Source organism: Janthinobacterium sp. GMG2 (genome assembly GCF_033949445.1).
Classification (GTDB): domain Bacteria; phylum Pseudomonadota; class Gammaproteobacteria; order Burkholderiales; family Burkholderiaceae_D; genus Janthinobacterium; species Janthinobacterium aestuarii.
In genome coordinates this window covers 1149504-1164370 of record NZ_JAXAWA010000001.1, presented here as the reverse complement: position 1 = coordinate 1164370, position 14867 = coordinate 1149504, and the positions used below count along the sequence as shown (strand labels likewise).

The following is a 14867-nucleotide window of genomic DNA, read 5'->3' as shown; positions in this document are numbered from 1 at the left end:
TACCATCGCCGCAACCTATTCAATGAGGCACGGCGATGCAGGCAGCGACACCCCACGATTCCTATGCGGCACTGATGGACCTGATCAAGGCGCGCCATGCGGAACTGAGCCCGCAATTCCAGGCCGGCGCCCGCTACCTGGCTGACCATCCGGACGAAGTGGCCGTCTCGTCGATGCGCAGCATCGCCGCGCGCGCGCAGGTGCAATCGGCCGCCCTCGTGCGCCTGGCGCAGCAGCTGGGCTTTGCCGGCTGGCCAGAACTGAAAGCCATCTTCGTCGAACGCCTGCGCGCGGGGCCAAGCGGCTACGCGGCAAAAGCGGGCGCGCTGGCCGATAAAGACGGTGATCTTGTCACCGAAGTGTTCACGGTGCAGCAGCGCAACCTGGCCGCCACGGAAAGCGCCAACCACGCCGCCCTGGAGGCGGCCGCCGCTCTGCTGCAGGCAGCGCCCCGCGTGCACGTGGCCGGCTTTCGCGCCGCCCACCCGATCGCCTATACCCTGCATTATCTGTACCGGCTGCTGCGCCCCAGCGTGCAGCTGCTGAGCGGCCAGGGCGGCACCCTGGAAATGGACTTGCGCGCCCTGCAGGCGGGCGAAGCCGTCGTCGTCGTCAGCTTCGCGCCGTACTCGAGCGAAGCGCTGCTGGTGGCGCAGGCGGCGCGCCAGGGCGGCTGCCAGGTGGTCGCCATCAGCGACAGCGCCATGTCGCCGCTGGCTCTGCAGGCTGACGCCAGCATCGTCATCGCCGTCGACAGCCCCTCGTTCTTCCCTTCCATAGTGGCCGGCGTCGCGGCCGTGGAAAGCCTGGTGGAACTGCTGGTGGCGCGCGCGGGGCCCGATGCCGTCACGGCCATCGGGGCGGCGGAAAGCCAGTTGCGGACACTGGGCGCCTACGCAAAAACATCAAATGATGTAAATTAAAAATAAATACATCGATTGTTGCAATGCGGCGCAACGCCTCCTATAATCGGCCATCCCACTTGCCGATAAGAAAGCGATGCCATGAGCCATGTCTTCCACCGCAGCTTGACCGCCAGCTATCCTGTCGCCATGGGCGGCGACGGCCCCTACCTGATCGATGCCGATGGCAAGCGCTACCTGGATGCCTGCGGCGGCGCGGCCGTCTCCTGCCTCGGTCATTCCGATGCGGCAGTGATCGCCGCCGTGCAGCAGCAGATTGCCACGCTGGCGTACGCGCACAGCTCGTTTTTCACCAGCGAGCCGATGGAGCAGCTGGCAGATTTCCTCGTCGCCCGGGCACCAGTCGGCATCGACAGCGTGTATTTCGTCTCGGGCGGCTCGGAAGCGGTGGAAAGCGCGCTCAAGCTGGCGCGCCAGTATTACGTCGAACGGGGCCAGCCGCAGCGCCGCCACGTCATCGCGCGCCGCCAGAGCTACCACGGCAATACGCTGGGCGCGCTGGCCACGGGCGGCAACGCCTGGCGCCGCCAGCAGTTCGAACCGCTGCTGATCGGCGTCACCCACGTTTCCCCGTGCTACGCCTGGCGCGACCAGCAGGCGCATGAAACGGATGGCGACTACGTGGCGCGCCTGGGCCAGGAGCTGGAAGACAATATCGCCGCACTCGGCGCGGACAACGTCATGGCCTTCATCGCCGAACCCGTCGTCGGCGCCACGGCCGGCGCCCTGCCCGCCGTGGCCGGCTATTTTGCGCGCATGCGCGAGATCTGCCAGCGCCACGGCATTCTGCTAATCCTCGACGAAGTCATGTGCGGCATGGGCCGCACGGGTAGCCTGTTCGCCTGCGAGCAGGAAGGCATCAGCGCCGACCTGATCTGCATCGCCAAGGGCCTGGGCGCCGGCTACCAGCCCATCGGCGCCGTCATGGTATCGACAGATATCCGCGACACCATCCGTGCCGGCACGGGCTTCTTCCAGCACGGCCACACGTATATCGGCCACGCCACAGCCTGCGCCGCCGCCCTGGCCGTGCAGCGGCAGATCGAGGAGCGCGATTTACTGGCCAACGTGCGCGCCATGGGCGGCTTGCTGCAAGAGCGGCTGCACCAGCGTTTCGATAGCCACGCGCGCGTGGGCGACATCCGCGGCCGCGGCCTGTTCCTGGGACTGGAACTGGTGCGGGACCGCAATACCAAACAGCCGTTCGACCCGGCCCGCCGCCTGCACGCGCGCATCAAGGCGCAAGCCATGCAAGCCGGACTGATGTGCTATCCCATGGGCGGCACCATCGACGGCCTGCACGGCGACCACATCCTGCTGGCGCCGCCCTACATCATCGACGCCAGCCACGTCGATGAGATTGTCGACAAGCTGGGCGCGGCCATCGATGCCTGTGTGGCGTAGGCACGCATGCCTGCGGCAGAAACGCGCAAAGGCGACTGCAAGCAGTTTCTGTTCACTCCTTGTCAATATTAATTGACTTATTTTAAACAATCGTTTTAAATCAGGAAGTTACTCAAAATCAATCATCTTGGGCATTCAATCATCGCATTACCCCTTTTCGATGCTTGACGCCCATGTTGATGCACTCTGAAGCCAAGGTATATGGAACTGCTCGACTCCCTGCGTCAGCCCCCTCTGCAAGACGACACGATCAGCGGGCACTATGAAGTGCGCCGCTTGCTGGGCGAAGGCGGTTTCGGCCATGTATTCGAAGCGTGGGATGCCAAGCTGTGCCGCAGCGTGGCGCTGAAACGCCTGAAACCGCAAGCCGACGTGCTGCACCCGGAAAAACTGATCAATGAAGCGCGCCTGGCCGCCTCGCTCAAGCATGCGGCCTTCGTGCGCATTTTTGCCATCGAAGGCCAGGGCACGGGCCAGTCCATCGTCATGGAACTGGTCGAAGGCCAGACCCTGGGCCAGTTCATGCACAGCGGCAAGGCGGACTTGCAAGCCGCACTCGACATCGCCTACCAGATCGCCGACGCCATGGACGAGGCGCACGCCATGGACCTCGTGCACGGCGACCTGAAACCGTCGAACCTGATGCTGGAAGCGGACGGTCAAGTGCGCATCCTCGACTTCGGCCTGGCCCGCCACATCGACCCGCAAGCAACACAAACGAACACACTGTGCGATCTGCAAGGCACCATTGCCTACATGGCGCCCGAGCGCCTGATGGGCCGCCTGCCCGACACTCGTGGCGACGTCTACGCGCTGGGCGCCATGCTGTACGAAATGCTGGCCGGCCAGCGCCACTTCGCCCACCTGAACGGCCTGGCCCTGGCCGCCGCCCACATGCAGGCGACGGAACCGTGGCCCGACCTGCCAGAATCGGTACCACCCGCCATCAACGCCCTCGTGCGCGCGATGACGGCGCACGACCCGGCCGAACGGCCACGCACCATGCGCGCTGTGCGCGAGGCGCTAGGTGGGCAGCAAATATCTGCGGCAACAGCGACCGCCCTCGACGCCGACAGCAAACCCGCTCAGCCTGCCAAGCCGCCGGCTTCGATCGCTATCCGGCTGCAGGTGCCCGTCAAGCGTACCATGCTGGCGGCAGGAGCCTTCTTATTACTAGGCTTGAGTGTCTTGCAAGGGCCCGATTTGGTGGCTAGGTTGCGCGGCACTACAGGCGCGCCGGCGTACTCGGAAATTGCGTCCATGAAGGCTGGCATGGATGCCTTACGTACGTTTGACCGCGATAGCAGCCAGAAGCAGGCCTTTGCGCACTTCTCGACAGTGCTGCAACACAATCCTCATAATGCGGCTGCATCGGCCGGCCTGTCGCTGGCAGCAAGCCTCCGCTATATCAGTGATGGCCGCGATGACACCTGGCTGCAACGGGCCGATGTCAGCGCACGACAGGCACTAGTGGCAGACGACCAATTGGCCCTCGCCCATGTAGCACAGGCAGCAGTACATGAGCTACACGGAAAGCGTGACGAAGCACAGCACGCAATCAATACTGCGCTGAACTTGGAACCGAATAATTTGCTAGCCTTGTATGGCAAGGCCCGCCTATTTATAGTTGGTCATCAGTTCGATTCGGCGAAAAAAATATTAGATCAAGCCATCGCCACTTATCCAAGTGAGCATGTATTTGTCGCCCAACTTGGAATCATGCGTTACAAGCAAGGCGACTACATTGGTGCTGAAAAAGCATTCCGCAAAAGCATAAGTATGGATCCGCAATCACCCGGCACTTACGCCTACTTGAACGCCGCGCTGTTACGACAAAATCGCAACGACGAAGCACTGCAAGTACTGCAGCAAGGGTTGCAGATCAGCCCGTATTGGGAACTGTATACGAACCTCGGCACATCACTGTTTGCGAAGGGGGACTATCTTGGCGCAGTACAAGCGTTTGAAAATGCCGTCTCTGAAACCAAGGGTAGTCCCAACATGTATATGTTGTGGGCTAACCTAGCTGATGCACAGCGTTGGATACCAGCGCAGATTCAGGCATCAAAACAGTCCTATCTACGCGCCATTACCCTGCTGCGGCCAATACTTCAACGCATGCCAAACGATGGCACCGTCAATTCCCGCATGGCACTCTATTTGGCTTATGTAGGAGAAAAACAGGCAGCGCTGGCTAGCATGCGACAAGCGCTGAATCTGGCACCGCGAGCGGCCGACGTGCAATTCCGTGCAGCCCTCACGCACGAACTAATTGGCAATCGCAGTGACGCATTGGCTTCACTTTTACAAGCCAGCAAGCTTGGCTACCCTCTCAATCTGATCGAATCAGCCCCCGATCTGTTGAACCTGCGGCGAGATGCCCGCTACCAACAACTTCTCATCAACCTGGAAAGAGACAGTAAAAAATGACGCCTGTAAGCCCTTGGATGAAGTTATCCGTGCATTTTGATGCAGACCAGATTACCAATCAGCTTGACTACAATTTCACCTCCTGCGACGGCACAGCCGATCCTCGCCATGGCCCCTACATGGGCGGCGTGCACTTCCAGAAAGGTCAGCATGTCTATCTCGACGTTACTTGCTGCGGCTCCAAGGATAGCGGCTTCACCTCATTCCAGATCATCGACTGTTGCATCGTCACCGTGCCGCAACTGACGCAAATCGGCCCGAAAGTGCCGACCATTTATTCACCGCCATCACCATTCCTCCAGGCAGTAGGTGCAACCTATCATTTGCCTCTGGACTTCGAAATCCAGCAACTGCTGGGTGAGCCAGACCAGATGCCACTGCACCGCATCCGTCAGGAATGGAAACACAATTTGGACGTAGGTCATACCTCTGGACGCTGGGAATTGTCCTTCGTCATGACGGTACGCATCATGCGCGGCGAAGACGTTCAACCGGAACTACGCGTCTTTTCCTTCGACCCGGAAAGCTCGGTGGGTGGCAGCACTACCATGTAGAGAGTGGTATTGCCGACTATATCGGCAATGCAATGCAAAAGTAACCATCACTGCACGTCCTGGCCTGCCGATGCCATCCACTGCGCCTCGCCAGCGGGCGAAATGCGCCAAGCCACGTCAATTCCATCGACGTGGCTTTTTTCCATCCGCACGCAATACGCCGCCCTGCCCGCCGAAAGCGGTAAAATGACGGCCTTGAACCCAAGCTCCGCCCCTTGGCGCGGCCTTGAATGCACACAGCACCACACACAGCCCGGCAGGCATGCATTTTCCGGCCGCCGGACCAACGACAAAGAACACATGACCACCGTCCCAAAAGAAATCAACGCCGCCGCGGCAAAGAAAAATTCGGCTGAAAAGCTCACTCCCATGATGCAGCAATATTTAGGCATCAAGGAGAACCACCCGACGATGTTGGTCTTCTACCGCATGGGCGATTTCTACGAGCTGTTTTTCGAGGATGCGGAAAAAGCCTCGCGCCTGCTGGGGATTACCCTGACGGCGCGCGGCGTGGCCAGCGGCAATCCAATCAAGATGTGCGGCGTGCCGTTTCATTCGCTGGACGGCTATCTGGCCAAGCTGGTCAAGCTGGGCGAGTCGGTGGCCATTTGCGAACAGATCGGCGACCCGGCTACCAGCAAGGGCCCCGTCGAACGCAAGGTCATGCGCGTGGTCACGCCCGGCACCTTGACGGATGCGGACTTGCTGCCAGAGAAGGCCGAGCGCCCGCTGCTGGCCATGTGCAGCATCACGCAGCGTAAGACGGTGACCACGGGCCTGGCTTGGCTGTCGCTGGCCAGCGGTGCCTTGAAACTGATGGAGTTTTCCGGCGACAGCGCCACTGTGGCCGTGCGATTGCAGCAGGAACTCGAACGCATCGTGCCTGCCGAAATTCTCAGTGGCGACAATGGCAGCCTGTTCGACGACTATGCGGGCACGCACATCAACCGCGTGCCGGACTGGCATTTCGACGTGGTGGGCGGCCACAAGGCCCTGCTCGATCAATTGGGCGTGGCGACCTTGACGGGCTTTGGCGCCGATGGCCTCGGCGCCGCGTTCGGGGCGGCCGGTGCGCTGCTGCGCTATGCGCAATCGACGCAGGGACGCGGTCTGCAGCACGTGCGCTCTTTGATCACGGAAACGGAAAGTGAATTCATCGGTCTGGATGCGGCCACGCGGCGCAACCTGGAACTGACGGAAACCATTCGCGGCCAGGAGTCGCCCACTTTATTTTCCCTGCTGGATCATTGCCGCACGGCCATGGGTTCGCGCATGCTGCGCCACTGGCTGCACCATGCGCGGCGCGATCAGAAGGTGGCGCGCGCGCGCCATGAAGCGATCGCCGCGCTGGCGCAAAGCGAAGCGGCCGGTCCGCTCGCAGCCACCCTGGCGCAAGTGCCCGATATCGAACGCATCACCACGCGCATCGCGCTGCTGTCGGCGCGTCCGCGCGACCTGGCCGCCCTGCGCGACGGCCTGCTGCAACTGCCGGCCCTGCGCGGCGACGTCGTGCGTTGCTATGGTCCTGGCCAGGGCGGCGAAACCGGCTTGCTGGCCGCCATCCACACGGCCTTGGCCACGCCTGTTGCCTGCCTGGACTTGCTGGTGCGCGCCGTGGCGCAGGAACCGGCCGCGATGGTGCGCGACGGCGGCGTGTTTGCCACCGGTTTCGATGCCGAATTGGACGAATTGCGCGCGCTGTCGGAAAACGCGGGCCAGTTCCTGCTTGACCTGGAAACGCGCGAACGGGCGCGCACGGGCATCGCCAATCTGCGCGTGGAATACAACAAGGTGCACGGCTTCTATATTGAAGTCACGCACGGCCAGACAGACAAGGTGCCGGACGACTACCGCCGCCGCCAGACCCTGAAAAACGCCGAACGCTATATCACGCCGGAATTGAAGGTGTTCGAAGACAAGGCCCTGTCGGCGCAAGACAAGGCCCTCGTGCGCGAAAAGATGCTGTACGACCTGCTGCTGGCCGACCTGGCGCCGCACATCGGCACCTTGCAGACGATCTCGCAGGGCCTGGCCCAGCTCGACACCCTGAACGCGCTGACGGAACATGCGCAGCAGCACAACTGGGCCGCGCCGCAACTGGTCGACGAGCCGTGCATCAACATCGTCGAAGGCCGCCACCCCGTGGTGGAAAAGCAGATCGAACGCTTCATCGCCAACGACTGTCGCTTCGTCAACGAACGCCGCTTGCTCTTGATTACCGGTCCGAACATGGGCGGTAAATCGACCTTCATGCGCCAGGTGGCATTGATCACCCTGCTGGCCTACGTGGGCAGCTACGTGCCGGCCGCGTCCGCCACCATCGGCCCCATCGACCGCATCTTCACGCGTATCGGCGCCACCGACGACCTGGCGGGCGGACGCTCGACCTTCATGGTGGAAATGACGGAATCGGCGGCGATTTTGAACGGCGCCACCGAGCACTCGCTGGTGCTGATGGATGAAGTCGGCCGCGGCACCTCGACTTTCGACGGCCTGGCGCTGGCATGGGCCATCGCGCGCCATCTGATCGACACGAGCCGCAGCTTCACGCTGTTCGCCACGCATTACTTTGAGCTGACGCAATTGCCGGACAGCCACCCGAGCGCTGCCAACGTGCATCTGTCGGCCGTCGAGCACAAGGACAGCATCGTCTTCCTGCACGCCGTGCAGCCGGGCCCTGCCTCGCAAAGCTATGGCTTGCAGGTGGCGCAACTGGCGGGCGTGCCGCAGCCCGTGATCAAGGCCGCGCGCAAGCACCTGGCGCGCCTGGAAGCGCAGGCGCTCGACGCCACGCCGCAGCGCGACCTGTTCGCCGCGCCGGCAGCCGATCCGTATGCGCAGGAGGAAGAAGAGGAAGCGGCGGCGCCGCTGGCCGCGCTGAATGCGGCGCAGCAAGCCTTGCTCGACGCCATCGCCGATCTCGATCCCGATGCGCTCACGCCGCGCGATGCGCTCGAGCAGCTGTATCAGTTGAAACGGCTGGCCGCCGCATGACCCTCCGGCGCGGCACGATACACCTGCTGGCCGCCGGCTTGCTGGCTGCCAGCCTGCCATGGCAAGCGGCGCTGGCCGCCCAGAGCGACCAGGCCGGCTTCGAGTTTGCCGTGCTGGGCCATTCCTTCAACGCCGGACCGGACGATGGCCCCCTGAAAAAAGCCATCGCCGACACCAGCGCCTTCAATGCCTCGTTCGTCGTGGCCACCGGCATCAAGGCGGCCAGCGAATCGTGCAGCGACAAGCTGTACAGCCAGCGCAAGGACTTGCTGGACGCCAGCGGCCCGCCGCTGATCGTCTCGCTGTCGACCAGTGATTGGGCCAACTGCCGCAACTCGCGCGGCAGGGTCAATGCCATCGAACGCCTGAACCGCTTGCGCGACGTGTATTTCGCCGACGACCAGAGCCTGGGCCAGCGCAAGCTGACCCTGTCGCGGCTGTCATCGACGGCGAAGTTCCGCAGCTATGCGGAAAACGCCCACTGGGAATATGGCGGCGTGCTGTTTGCCACCATCAACCTGCCCGCGAATAACAACCATTTCCTGCCGGAAGCGGGACGCAACAGCGAATTCGAAGACCGCCTGGTCGCCAACCGTTCCTGGCTGCAGCGCCTGTTCGCCATGGCGCAGCGCAAGAAACTCGACGGCATCGTGCTGTTTTCCGATGGCGACATGGGTGTGCTCGATGAAGACGACAATTCGCTGCTGCCCAGCTTCAGCTCAAAACAAGATGGCTTTGCCGGACCGCGCAAGCAAGTCCGTACCCTGGCGAAGAAGTTCAGCGGCAAAGTGCTGCTGGTCGATACGCAGCGCGATGGCGACGCGGACGGCAAGGAAGGGAAGAGTAAAAAGGCCGCGGCCAAGGCAGGCGGGCCGAAAATCAGCTGGAAAGGCAACCTGGGCCACGTCAGCATCGACAACGACTGGTCCGCCATCGCCGTACGGCCAGGCAAGACGCCATTCTTTGAGGTGCGTCAACGTGCCGTCAGGCCATCGGCGCAAGCGCGCGCCAAAGCGTCGACTGTACGCCGCTAGCGCATCAGCAAACAGGCCGGCATGTAGCCGGCCTGGAACAAGCGATATTAGTGAATCGGATGCGAACGGAAGTGATCGCCTTCGTCACCCTCTTCTTCATCATCACCATGGTCATGGCCGTGTGCGCCATGCACGTGGCCGTGGGCGATTTCTTCGTCGGTAGCGGCGCGCACGTCAGCGACGGTCAGCGAGAAGCGCAGCGCGATGCCGGCCAGAGGATGGTTACCATCCAGCACGACTTTGTCATCGGCGATGTCGGTGACCGTGAAGATCATCGCTTCTTCGTCCGGCGAATCGCTTTCCGGCATGCCTTCGAACTGCATGCCCACTTCCAGCGGCTCAGGCAGGCGATTGCGCGGCTCGACCTTGACCAGGGCGGGATCGTATTCACCGAAAGCATCATCCGGTTCGATCTGGATCGTGTTGGAATAGCCAACTTCCTTGCCGTCGAGCTCTTCTTCGATCTTCGGCAGGGTGTTTTCATAATCACCGTGCAGGTAGACCATCGGCTGACGGCCGTCTTCGATCAGATTGTCTTGCGCGTCTGACAGTTTGTAGTTGACAGTCACGACCGTATTTTTGGCAATCTTCATTATGCTTCCTTTCATTGTATAAGCTGGCAAATTATACCTTCACGCCGCCAACGGCAGGCGCATTCCTGCATTTCCGGTTGTTATAATGGGCGCATGAAAACATTAACTCTCCTCGGCGATATCACGCCGGCGCAATTCCTGCGCGACTACTGGCATAAAAAGCCCCTGTTGATCCGTCAAGCCGTACCGGGCTTCAAGGCGCTGTTCGATTTCAAGGCCCTGGCCGAACTGGCTACCCTCGATCACGTCGAATCGCGCCTGGTCAGCCATGCGGATGGCCACTGGAACATGCAGCAAGGTCCGCTGACCAGCCTGCCTTCGCTGAAACAGAAGGAATGGACGCTGCTGGTGCAAGGCGCCAACCTGCACAGCGCCAAGGCCGACGCCCTCCTGCGCCAGTTCCGTTTCCTGCCGGACGCGCGCCTGGACGACCTGATGGTCAGCTTTGCCACCGATGGCGGCGGCGTGGGCCCGCATTTCGATTCCTATGACGTGTTCCTGCTGCAAGGCCAGGGCAAGCGCCACTGGCGCATCGGCGCGCAGAAGGACCTGAGCCTGATCGACGGCTTGCCGCTGAAAATCCTCAGCAACTTCACGCCCGACGAAGAATTTACCCTGGAACCGGGCGACATGCTGTATTTGCCGCCCCATTATGCGCACGACGGCGTGGCCATCGGCGACTGCCAGACGTATTCGATCGGCTTCCGCTCGCCTTCGTTCCAGGAACTGGGCGAAGCGTTCCTGCAATTCATGGCCGACTCGATCGACTTGCCGGGCATCTACAGCGATCCGGACCTGAAAGCGTCGGGCAAGCCGGCCGAAATCCCCCGTGAAATGCTCAGCACCATCGCGGAAGAGCTGAACAAGGTGCGCTTTACGGAAGAAGACGTCACGATTTTCCTCGGTGAACACCTGTCGGAACCGAAGCACAATGTGTTTTTCACGCCGCTGTCCAAGCCGCTGACGGTGGGCCGCTTCGCGGACGCCGCACAGAAAAAGGGTGTCGTGTTGTCGCGCAAGACCCTGATGCTGTATCGTGGCAAGAATGTCTTCATCAATGGCGAATCGTTTGCCATTGGCAAGGCCGACAAAGCGGCCCTGGAAACCCTGGCCAACGAACGCGCCCTCGATGGCGCCGCCGTGGCCCTGGCTTCCGATGACGTGATGGATGCCTTATATACTTGGTATCAGGATGGCTGGATCGAACTGGCTTGAATGGGTGCAGCGTAGCAAAGTGGTATTACAGTAGGCAAAATAACAGCTTCTGCGCCAGCGCAAAGAAAGATATTATTTTTATATCGTTTTGTCGCGCTTTCGCAAAACACTTACACTTGCTTGCAATTTGCTTCGGCAAATATTGCGATATCACAAAATAGTTGCGAATTTGCCTCTTGCTCCTATTGCGACGCACCAAAAATCGCTATAATATTCGGTTAGGAAGTTTCCGTTGTCTGGCAGGCACCACCTGGTACGAAAAGCCTTCGAAGACGACCTAACGAGCGATAATTACCGGTAATTATTCATCGCAACAATGTTGATTTATTTTTTGAAATAATTAAGGAAAACAAATGAAAAAATCCCTGCTGATCGCCTCCCTGATGGTTGTTGCTCTGGCTGCTTGCAGCAAAAAAGAAGAAGCTCCTGCACCAGCACCAGTAGTTGAAACCCCAGCACCAGCACCAGCAGTTGAAGCTGCTCCAGCTGCTGCTGCTGACGCTGCTGCTTCGGCCGCTACCGACGCTGCTGCTGCTGCTTCGGCTGCCGCTTCGGCCGCTACCGACGCTGCTTCGGCTGCTTCGGCTGCTGCATCGGCTGCTAAGTAATTTAGCACCCTGCACTAGAGAAAGCCGGCCTTAGGGCCGGCTTTTTTGTTGGGTAAACACCCAACCAAACCTACTGCGCGCCGCGCTTTGCGGCCTGCGATGCTCACCGTACTAAAGTACGGCTGCGCTTCTTAGCCACAAATCACTGGCGCTCGCTACGGTTTTGTTGGGCGTCGCAAGCATCTATTGCGTACCCAAAATAAAAAGGCTGTCCCGGTTTGCACCGGGCCAGCCTTTTTTATGATGCGTGGCAGCTTTTGATCGCCGCCACTCAGTGAACCTTATTTCAACTGATCGTTCAGCAGGCCCAGGATCTTCTCTGCCACTGGCGAGGTATCTGGCTGGCCTTCGTTGCTGAGGATGCTGACCAGGCTGGTCGAGCCCGTGCCGGCCTTGACGAGGACGCGGTAGCGCTGCGCTTCCTTGTCCTTGTCGGACGACGAACCCCAGCTGAACAGTTTCGAGAAGAAACCGTCTTTCTTGACCGCGTCCGGATCGACGTAACGCACGAAATACGTGCCTTGCGTGCGGTCGCGGTCTTCCACGGTGAAGCCAACGCGGTCCAGCGCCAGGCCGACACGGCGCCAGGCGCGGTCGAAACCTTCATCGACTTCGATTGCGCGCGCCGGCGTGGCGGCGTCGCCGACCAGCTTGGCGTGCTGCGGCTGCACGATGGCGGCATCGACAGCCGTCTTCGCTTGCGCATCGTCGCTGGCCGCGCCCAGGCGCGTCATCAGCTTGGCCAGGAATTGCGCTTCCAGGCCCGGATCGTTCGGGCGAGCGGTCCAGGTGGTGGTTTCCTTGTCGCGGCCCGTGACAACCTCTTCCACGCCACGGTGGCTGACGTAGATCTCGGTCGAGCCATCGGCCAGGCGCTCCACGCGGGTACGGAACTTGTCTTTTTCACCGGTCGAGTACAGCGAATCGAAGGCCTTGCCGATGGTGCTGCGGATAAAGTCTTGCGGCACCTTGGCGCGGTTTTCATTCCACTCGGTTTCCATGATGCCAGCCGTAGGCTGGTCGACTGCAATGGTAAAGCCCGAATCTTCCCAGAACTGTTTCAGTTGCGGCCACAGCACTTCAGGCGACTGCTTGACGACCAGCCAGCGCTGGTTGCCCGCGCGCTCGACCTTCACGCCGCCTGCCGTGACCGGCACGACACCGACCACGCCGTCGGCGCCCACGACGACGGGCGTACCGGCCGTGGCGTTGCGCTGCGCGTTGTAGCCGGAAGCCGTAGCCACGCCGTTTTTCGCATCCGGCAGCGAGTAGCGGTTGTCCTGCTGCAATTGCGTCAGGTCAGGCGGCACGTCCAGAGTGCCGGCTTTCTTGACCGACTTGTAGTCGACCTTGTCGCCGCCGACTACCGAACTGATCATGCCGCAGCCCGCGAGGCTGGCTGCGATGGCGCCGATGACGATGCCGCGGACGGCGATGGTGGCAGGCGCCGATTGGTTTTTCTTGCAATTAGTCATGTCGTAACTGGATAAGAAGCTAAGTAGCAGCTGGAATCAGGGAAGGTCCGGACTGGTCAAGTCCGGGCTTGAAGTTCGGTCTTAAGACAGGATGCCGGCGTCGCGCAAGGCATCGCGCACGGTCGCATGGCAGTTTTCAGCCAGCGGCACCAGTGGCAAGCGTATGCCGGCAGGCATCAGGCCCATTTCGGCCATCGCCCATTTGACGGGCACCGGGTTGGGCTCGACAAACAGCTTCTGGTGCAGAGGGAAAACCTTGTTATTGATGGCGATTGCCGTGGCGCGCTCGCCCGCCATGGCCGCGACGCACAGTTCGTGCATGGCGCGCGGCGCGACGTTGGCCGTCACGGAGATATTGCCGTGGCCGCCGCAGAACATCAGCGCCATGGCTGTCGGATCGTCGCCCGAGTACACGGCGAAGTCCGCTGGAACCAAACGCAGCAGGTCGATGCCACGGCCGATATTGCCGGTCGCATCTTTCACGCCGACGATATTCGGGATGGCGGACAGGCGCACGATGGTCTCGTTGCTCATGTCGGCAACCGTACGGCCCGGTACGTTGTACAGGATGACGGGGATGTCGACGGCTTCGGCGATGGCCTTGAAGTGCTGGTACATGCCTTCCTGGGTAGGACGGTTGTAATACGGCACCACTTGCAAGACAGCATCGGCACCCGCTTCTTTCGCGTAGCGCGTCAGTTTGATGGCCTCGGCCGTGGAGTTGCCTCCGGCGCCGGCGATGATAGGAATACGTCTCTTGGCATGTTCGACGGTCAACTGGATCAGTTCGCAGTGTTCTTCCACGCTGACTGTTGCCGATTCGCCCGTTGTGCCAACGATGACGATGCCGTCCGTACCCTCGGCGATATGCCAGTCGATCAGCTTGCGCAGACCTGGAAAGTCCAGACTGCCGTCTGCGTGCATCGGGGTGACGATTGCTACAATGCTGCCCTTGATCATAGTAAGTTTATAGCGCCGATAAATAAAACAACGATTGTAGCGGATAGCCCGCGCCTGTGGTGCATTCTGACATAGTATGGCCGCTCAAAACGTCGGCAGCAGCGCCGCCAACCGTGGAAAATCCGGCCGGACGGCACAAATTCGTTGCACCAGAGCAGCTTTTGGCTGTTCCACGCGCCCATCCTCATACGCTACCACACGCAATCCCTGCTGCACCGCCCAGGTCAGCATTTCGCCTTCCTTCAGCAGGAATTTCGGATTCGACGGCTTGCCGAACTGCTCATTGCCCTCGGCAAACGTTTCATACAGCAGCACGCCATCGGGCGCCAGGCTGGCGACCATGGCGTCCAGCAACGGCCGGTGCAGATAATTGGTGACGACGATGCCGGCAAAGCGGCCGGGCGCGAAAGGCCATATGGCGCCCGGCGCTTCCAGATCCACCAGCGAGGTGGTGATGCCCGTGCCGGCCGCTTTTTCCAGCATTTCCGGATCATGGTCGAGCGCGATCACGGGGTGGCCCAGGCTCACCAGGTGGCGCGCGTGGCGGCCTGCGCCGCAGGCCAGGTCCAGCACTTCGCCGCCCGGGATCAGCGGCGCCCAGCGGCGCAGCCAGCCGGAAATCGCTTCGGTTTCTACTGTTGGTTCAATTGCTTGCATCGGTACTTCCATCAATTATT

The 14867-nt window shown here is 61.1% G+C and carries 12 protein-coding genes; 8 read left to right on the top strand and 4 right to left on the bottom strand.

The annotated features are described in order from the left end of the window. Positions 1-35: 35 nt before the first annotated feature. The 6 genes from SKZ59_RS05225 (at position 36) to SKZ59_RS05200 (ending at position 9339) form a co-directional block, all read left to right on the top strand. Entirely contained in the window at positions 36-923 is an 888-nt protein-coding gene (locus SKZ59_RS05225) for a MurR/RpiR family transcriptional regulator (RefSeq protein WP_319991003.1), read from the top strand. Positions 924-1004: 81 nt separating this feature from the next. Further along, entirely contained in the window at positions 1005-2327 is a 1323-nt protein-coding gene (locus tag SKZ59_RS05220; RefSeq protein WP_319991002.1) for an aspartate aminotransferase family protein, read from the top strand. A gap of 201 nt (positions 2328-2528) precedes the next feature. Beyond that, positions 2529-4757, top strand: a complete 2229-nt coding sequence (locus SKZ59_RS05215) for a protein kinase domain-containing protein (RefSeq protein WP_319991001.1) — start codon at positions 2529-2531, stop codon at positions 4755-4757. 29 nt (positions 4758-4786) lie between these two features. After that, positions 4787-5311 carry a hypothetical protein gene (locus SKZ59_RS05210; protein ID WP_319991000.1) on the top strand — a complete coding sequence of 175 codons (525 nt, stop codon included), beginning with the start codon at positions 4787-4789 and terminating at the stop codon, positions 5309-5311. A gap of 300 nt (positions 5312-5611) precedes the next feature. Beyond that, a complete protein-coding gene (mutS, locus tag SKZ59_RS05205) occupies positions 5612-8305 on the top strand; it encodes a DNA mismatch repair protein MutS (protein ID WP_319990999.1) in 2694 nt (897 codons plus the stop codon). Further along, positions 8302-9339, top strand: coding sequence for a hypothetical protein (locus SKZ59_RS05200; protein ID WP_319990998.1), 1038 nt, complete (start codon positions 8302-8304; stop codon positions 9337-9339). Before mutS ends, SKZ59_RS05200 begins: the two co-directional genes overlap by 4 nt. A gap of 47 nt (positions 9340-9386) precedes the next feature. Here the strand turns inward: SKZ59_RS05200 and SKZ59_RS05195 are convergent, their stop codons facing one another. Next, positions 9387-9932 (bottom strand): FKBP-type peptidyl-prolyl cis-trans isomerase, encoded by a 546-nt coding sequence (locus SKZ59_RS05195; RefSeq protein WP_070303515.1) that lies wholly within the window; start codon positions 9930-9932, stop codon positions 9387-9389. A gap of 93 nt (positions 9933-10025) precedes the next feature. Here SKZ59_RS05195 and SKZ59_RS05190 point away from each other — a divergent pair, with 93 nt between their 5' ends. Beyond that, positions 10026-11147 (top strand): cupin domain-containing protein, encoded by a 1122-nt coding sequence (locus SKZ59_RS05190; protein ID WP_034750674.1) that lies wholly within the window; start codon positions 10026-10028, stop codon positions 11145-11147. 353 nt (positions 11148-11500) lie between these two features. Beyond that, the gene (locus SKZ59_RS05185; protein ID WP_034783358.1) at positions 11501-11755 is read left to right on the top strand and encodes a hypothetical protein; all 255 of its coding nucleotides are present in this window, start codon (positions 11501-11503) and stop codon (positions 11753-11755) included. Between the two features lie 281 nt (positions 11756-12036). Here the strand turns inward: SKZ59_RS05185 and bamC are convergent, their stop codons facing one another. From bamC to SKZ59_RS05170, 3 genes are all read right to left on the bottom strand, one after another. Then, positions 12037-13230, bottom strand: a complete 1194-nt coding sequence (gene bamC, locus SKZ59_RS05180) for an outer membrane protein assembly factor BamC (protein WP_034750677.1) — start codon at positions 13228-13230, stop codon at positions 12037-12039. A gap of 81 nt (positions 13231-13311) precedes the next feature. Then, positions 13312-14190: a 4-hydroxy-tetrahydrodipicolinate synthase gene (gene dapA / locus SKZ59_RS05175; RefSeq protein WP_319990997.1), complete on the bottom strand. Its 879-nt coding sequence runs from the start codon at positions 14188-14190 to the stop codon at positions 13312-13314. Between the two features lie 84 nt (positions 14191-14274). Next, entirely contained in the window at positions 14275-14847 is a 573-nt protein-coding gene (locus SKZ59_RS05170; RefSeq protein WP_319990996.1) for a class I SAM-dependent methyltransferase, read from the bottom strand. Positions 14848-14867 lie beyond the last annotated feature (20 nt).

Excerpts from the sequence above, each read along its gene's own strand:
- SKZ59_RS05220 (WP_319991002.1), top strand. The coding sequence starts at position 1,005 with ATGAGCCATGTCTTCCACCGCAGCTTGACCGCCAGCTATCCTGTCGCC.
- bamC (WP_034750677.1), bottom strand. The coding sequence starts at position 13,230 with ATGACTAATTGCAAGAAAAACCAATCGGCGCCTGCCACCATCGCCGTC.
- dapA (WP_319990997.1), bottom strand. The coding sequence starts at position 14,190 with ATGATCAAGGGCAGCATTGTAGCAATCGTCACCCCGATGCACGCAGAC.
- SKZ59_RS05170 (WP_319990996.1), bottom strand. The coding sequence starts at position 14,847 with ATGCAAGCAATTGAACCAACAGTAGAAACCGAAGCGATTTCCGGCTGG.
- SKZ59_RS05215 (WP_319991001.1), top strand. The coding sequence starts at position 2,529 with ATGGAACTGCTCGACTCCCTGCGTCAGCCCCCTCTGCAAGACGACACG.
- SKZ59_RS05200 (WP_319990998.1), top strand. The coding sequence starts at position 8,302 with ATGACCCTCCGGCGCGGCACGATACACCTGCTGGCCGCCGGCTTGCTG.
- SKZ59_RS05185 (WP_034783358.1), top strand. The coding sequence starts at position 11,501 with ATGAAAAAATCCCTGCTGATCGCCTCCCTGATGGTTGTTGCTCTGGCT.
- SKZ59_RS05195 (WP_070303515.1), bottom strand. The coding sequence starts at position 9,932 with ATGAAGATTGCCAAAAATACGGTCGTGACTGTCAACTACAAACTGTCA.
- SKZ59_RS05225 (WP_319991003.1), top strand. The coding sequence starts at position 36 with ATGCAGGCAGCGACACCCCACGATTCCTATGCGGCACTGATGGACCTG.
- SKZ59_RS05190 (WP_034750674.1), top strand. The coding sequence starts at position 10,026 with ATGAAAACATTAACTCTCCTCGGCGATATCACGCCGGCGCAATTCCTG.
- mutS (WP_319990999.1), top strand. The coding sequence starts at position 5,612 with ATGACCACCGTCCCAAAAGAAATCAACGCCGCCGCGGCAAAGAAAAAT.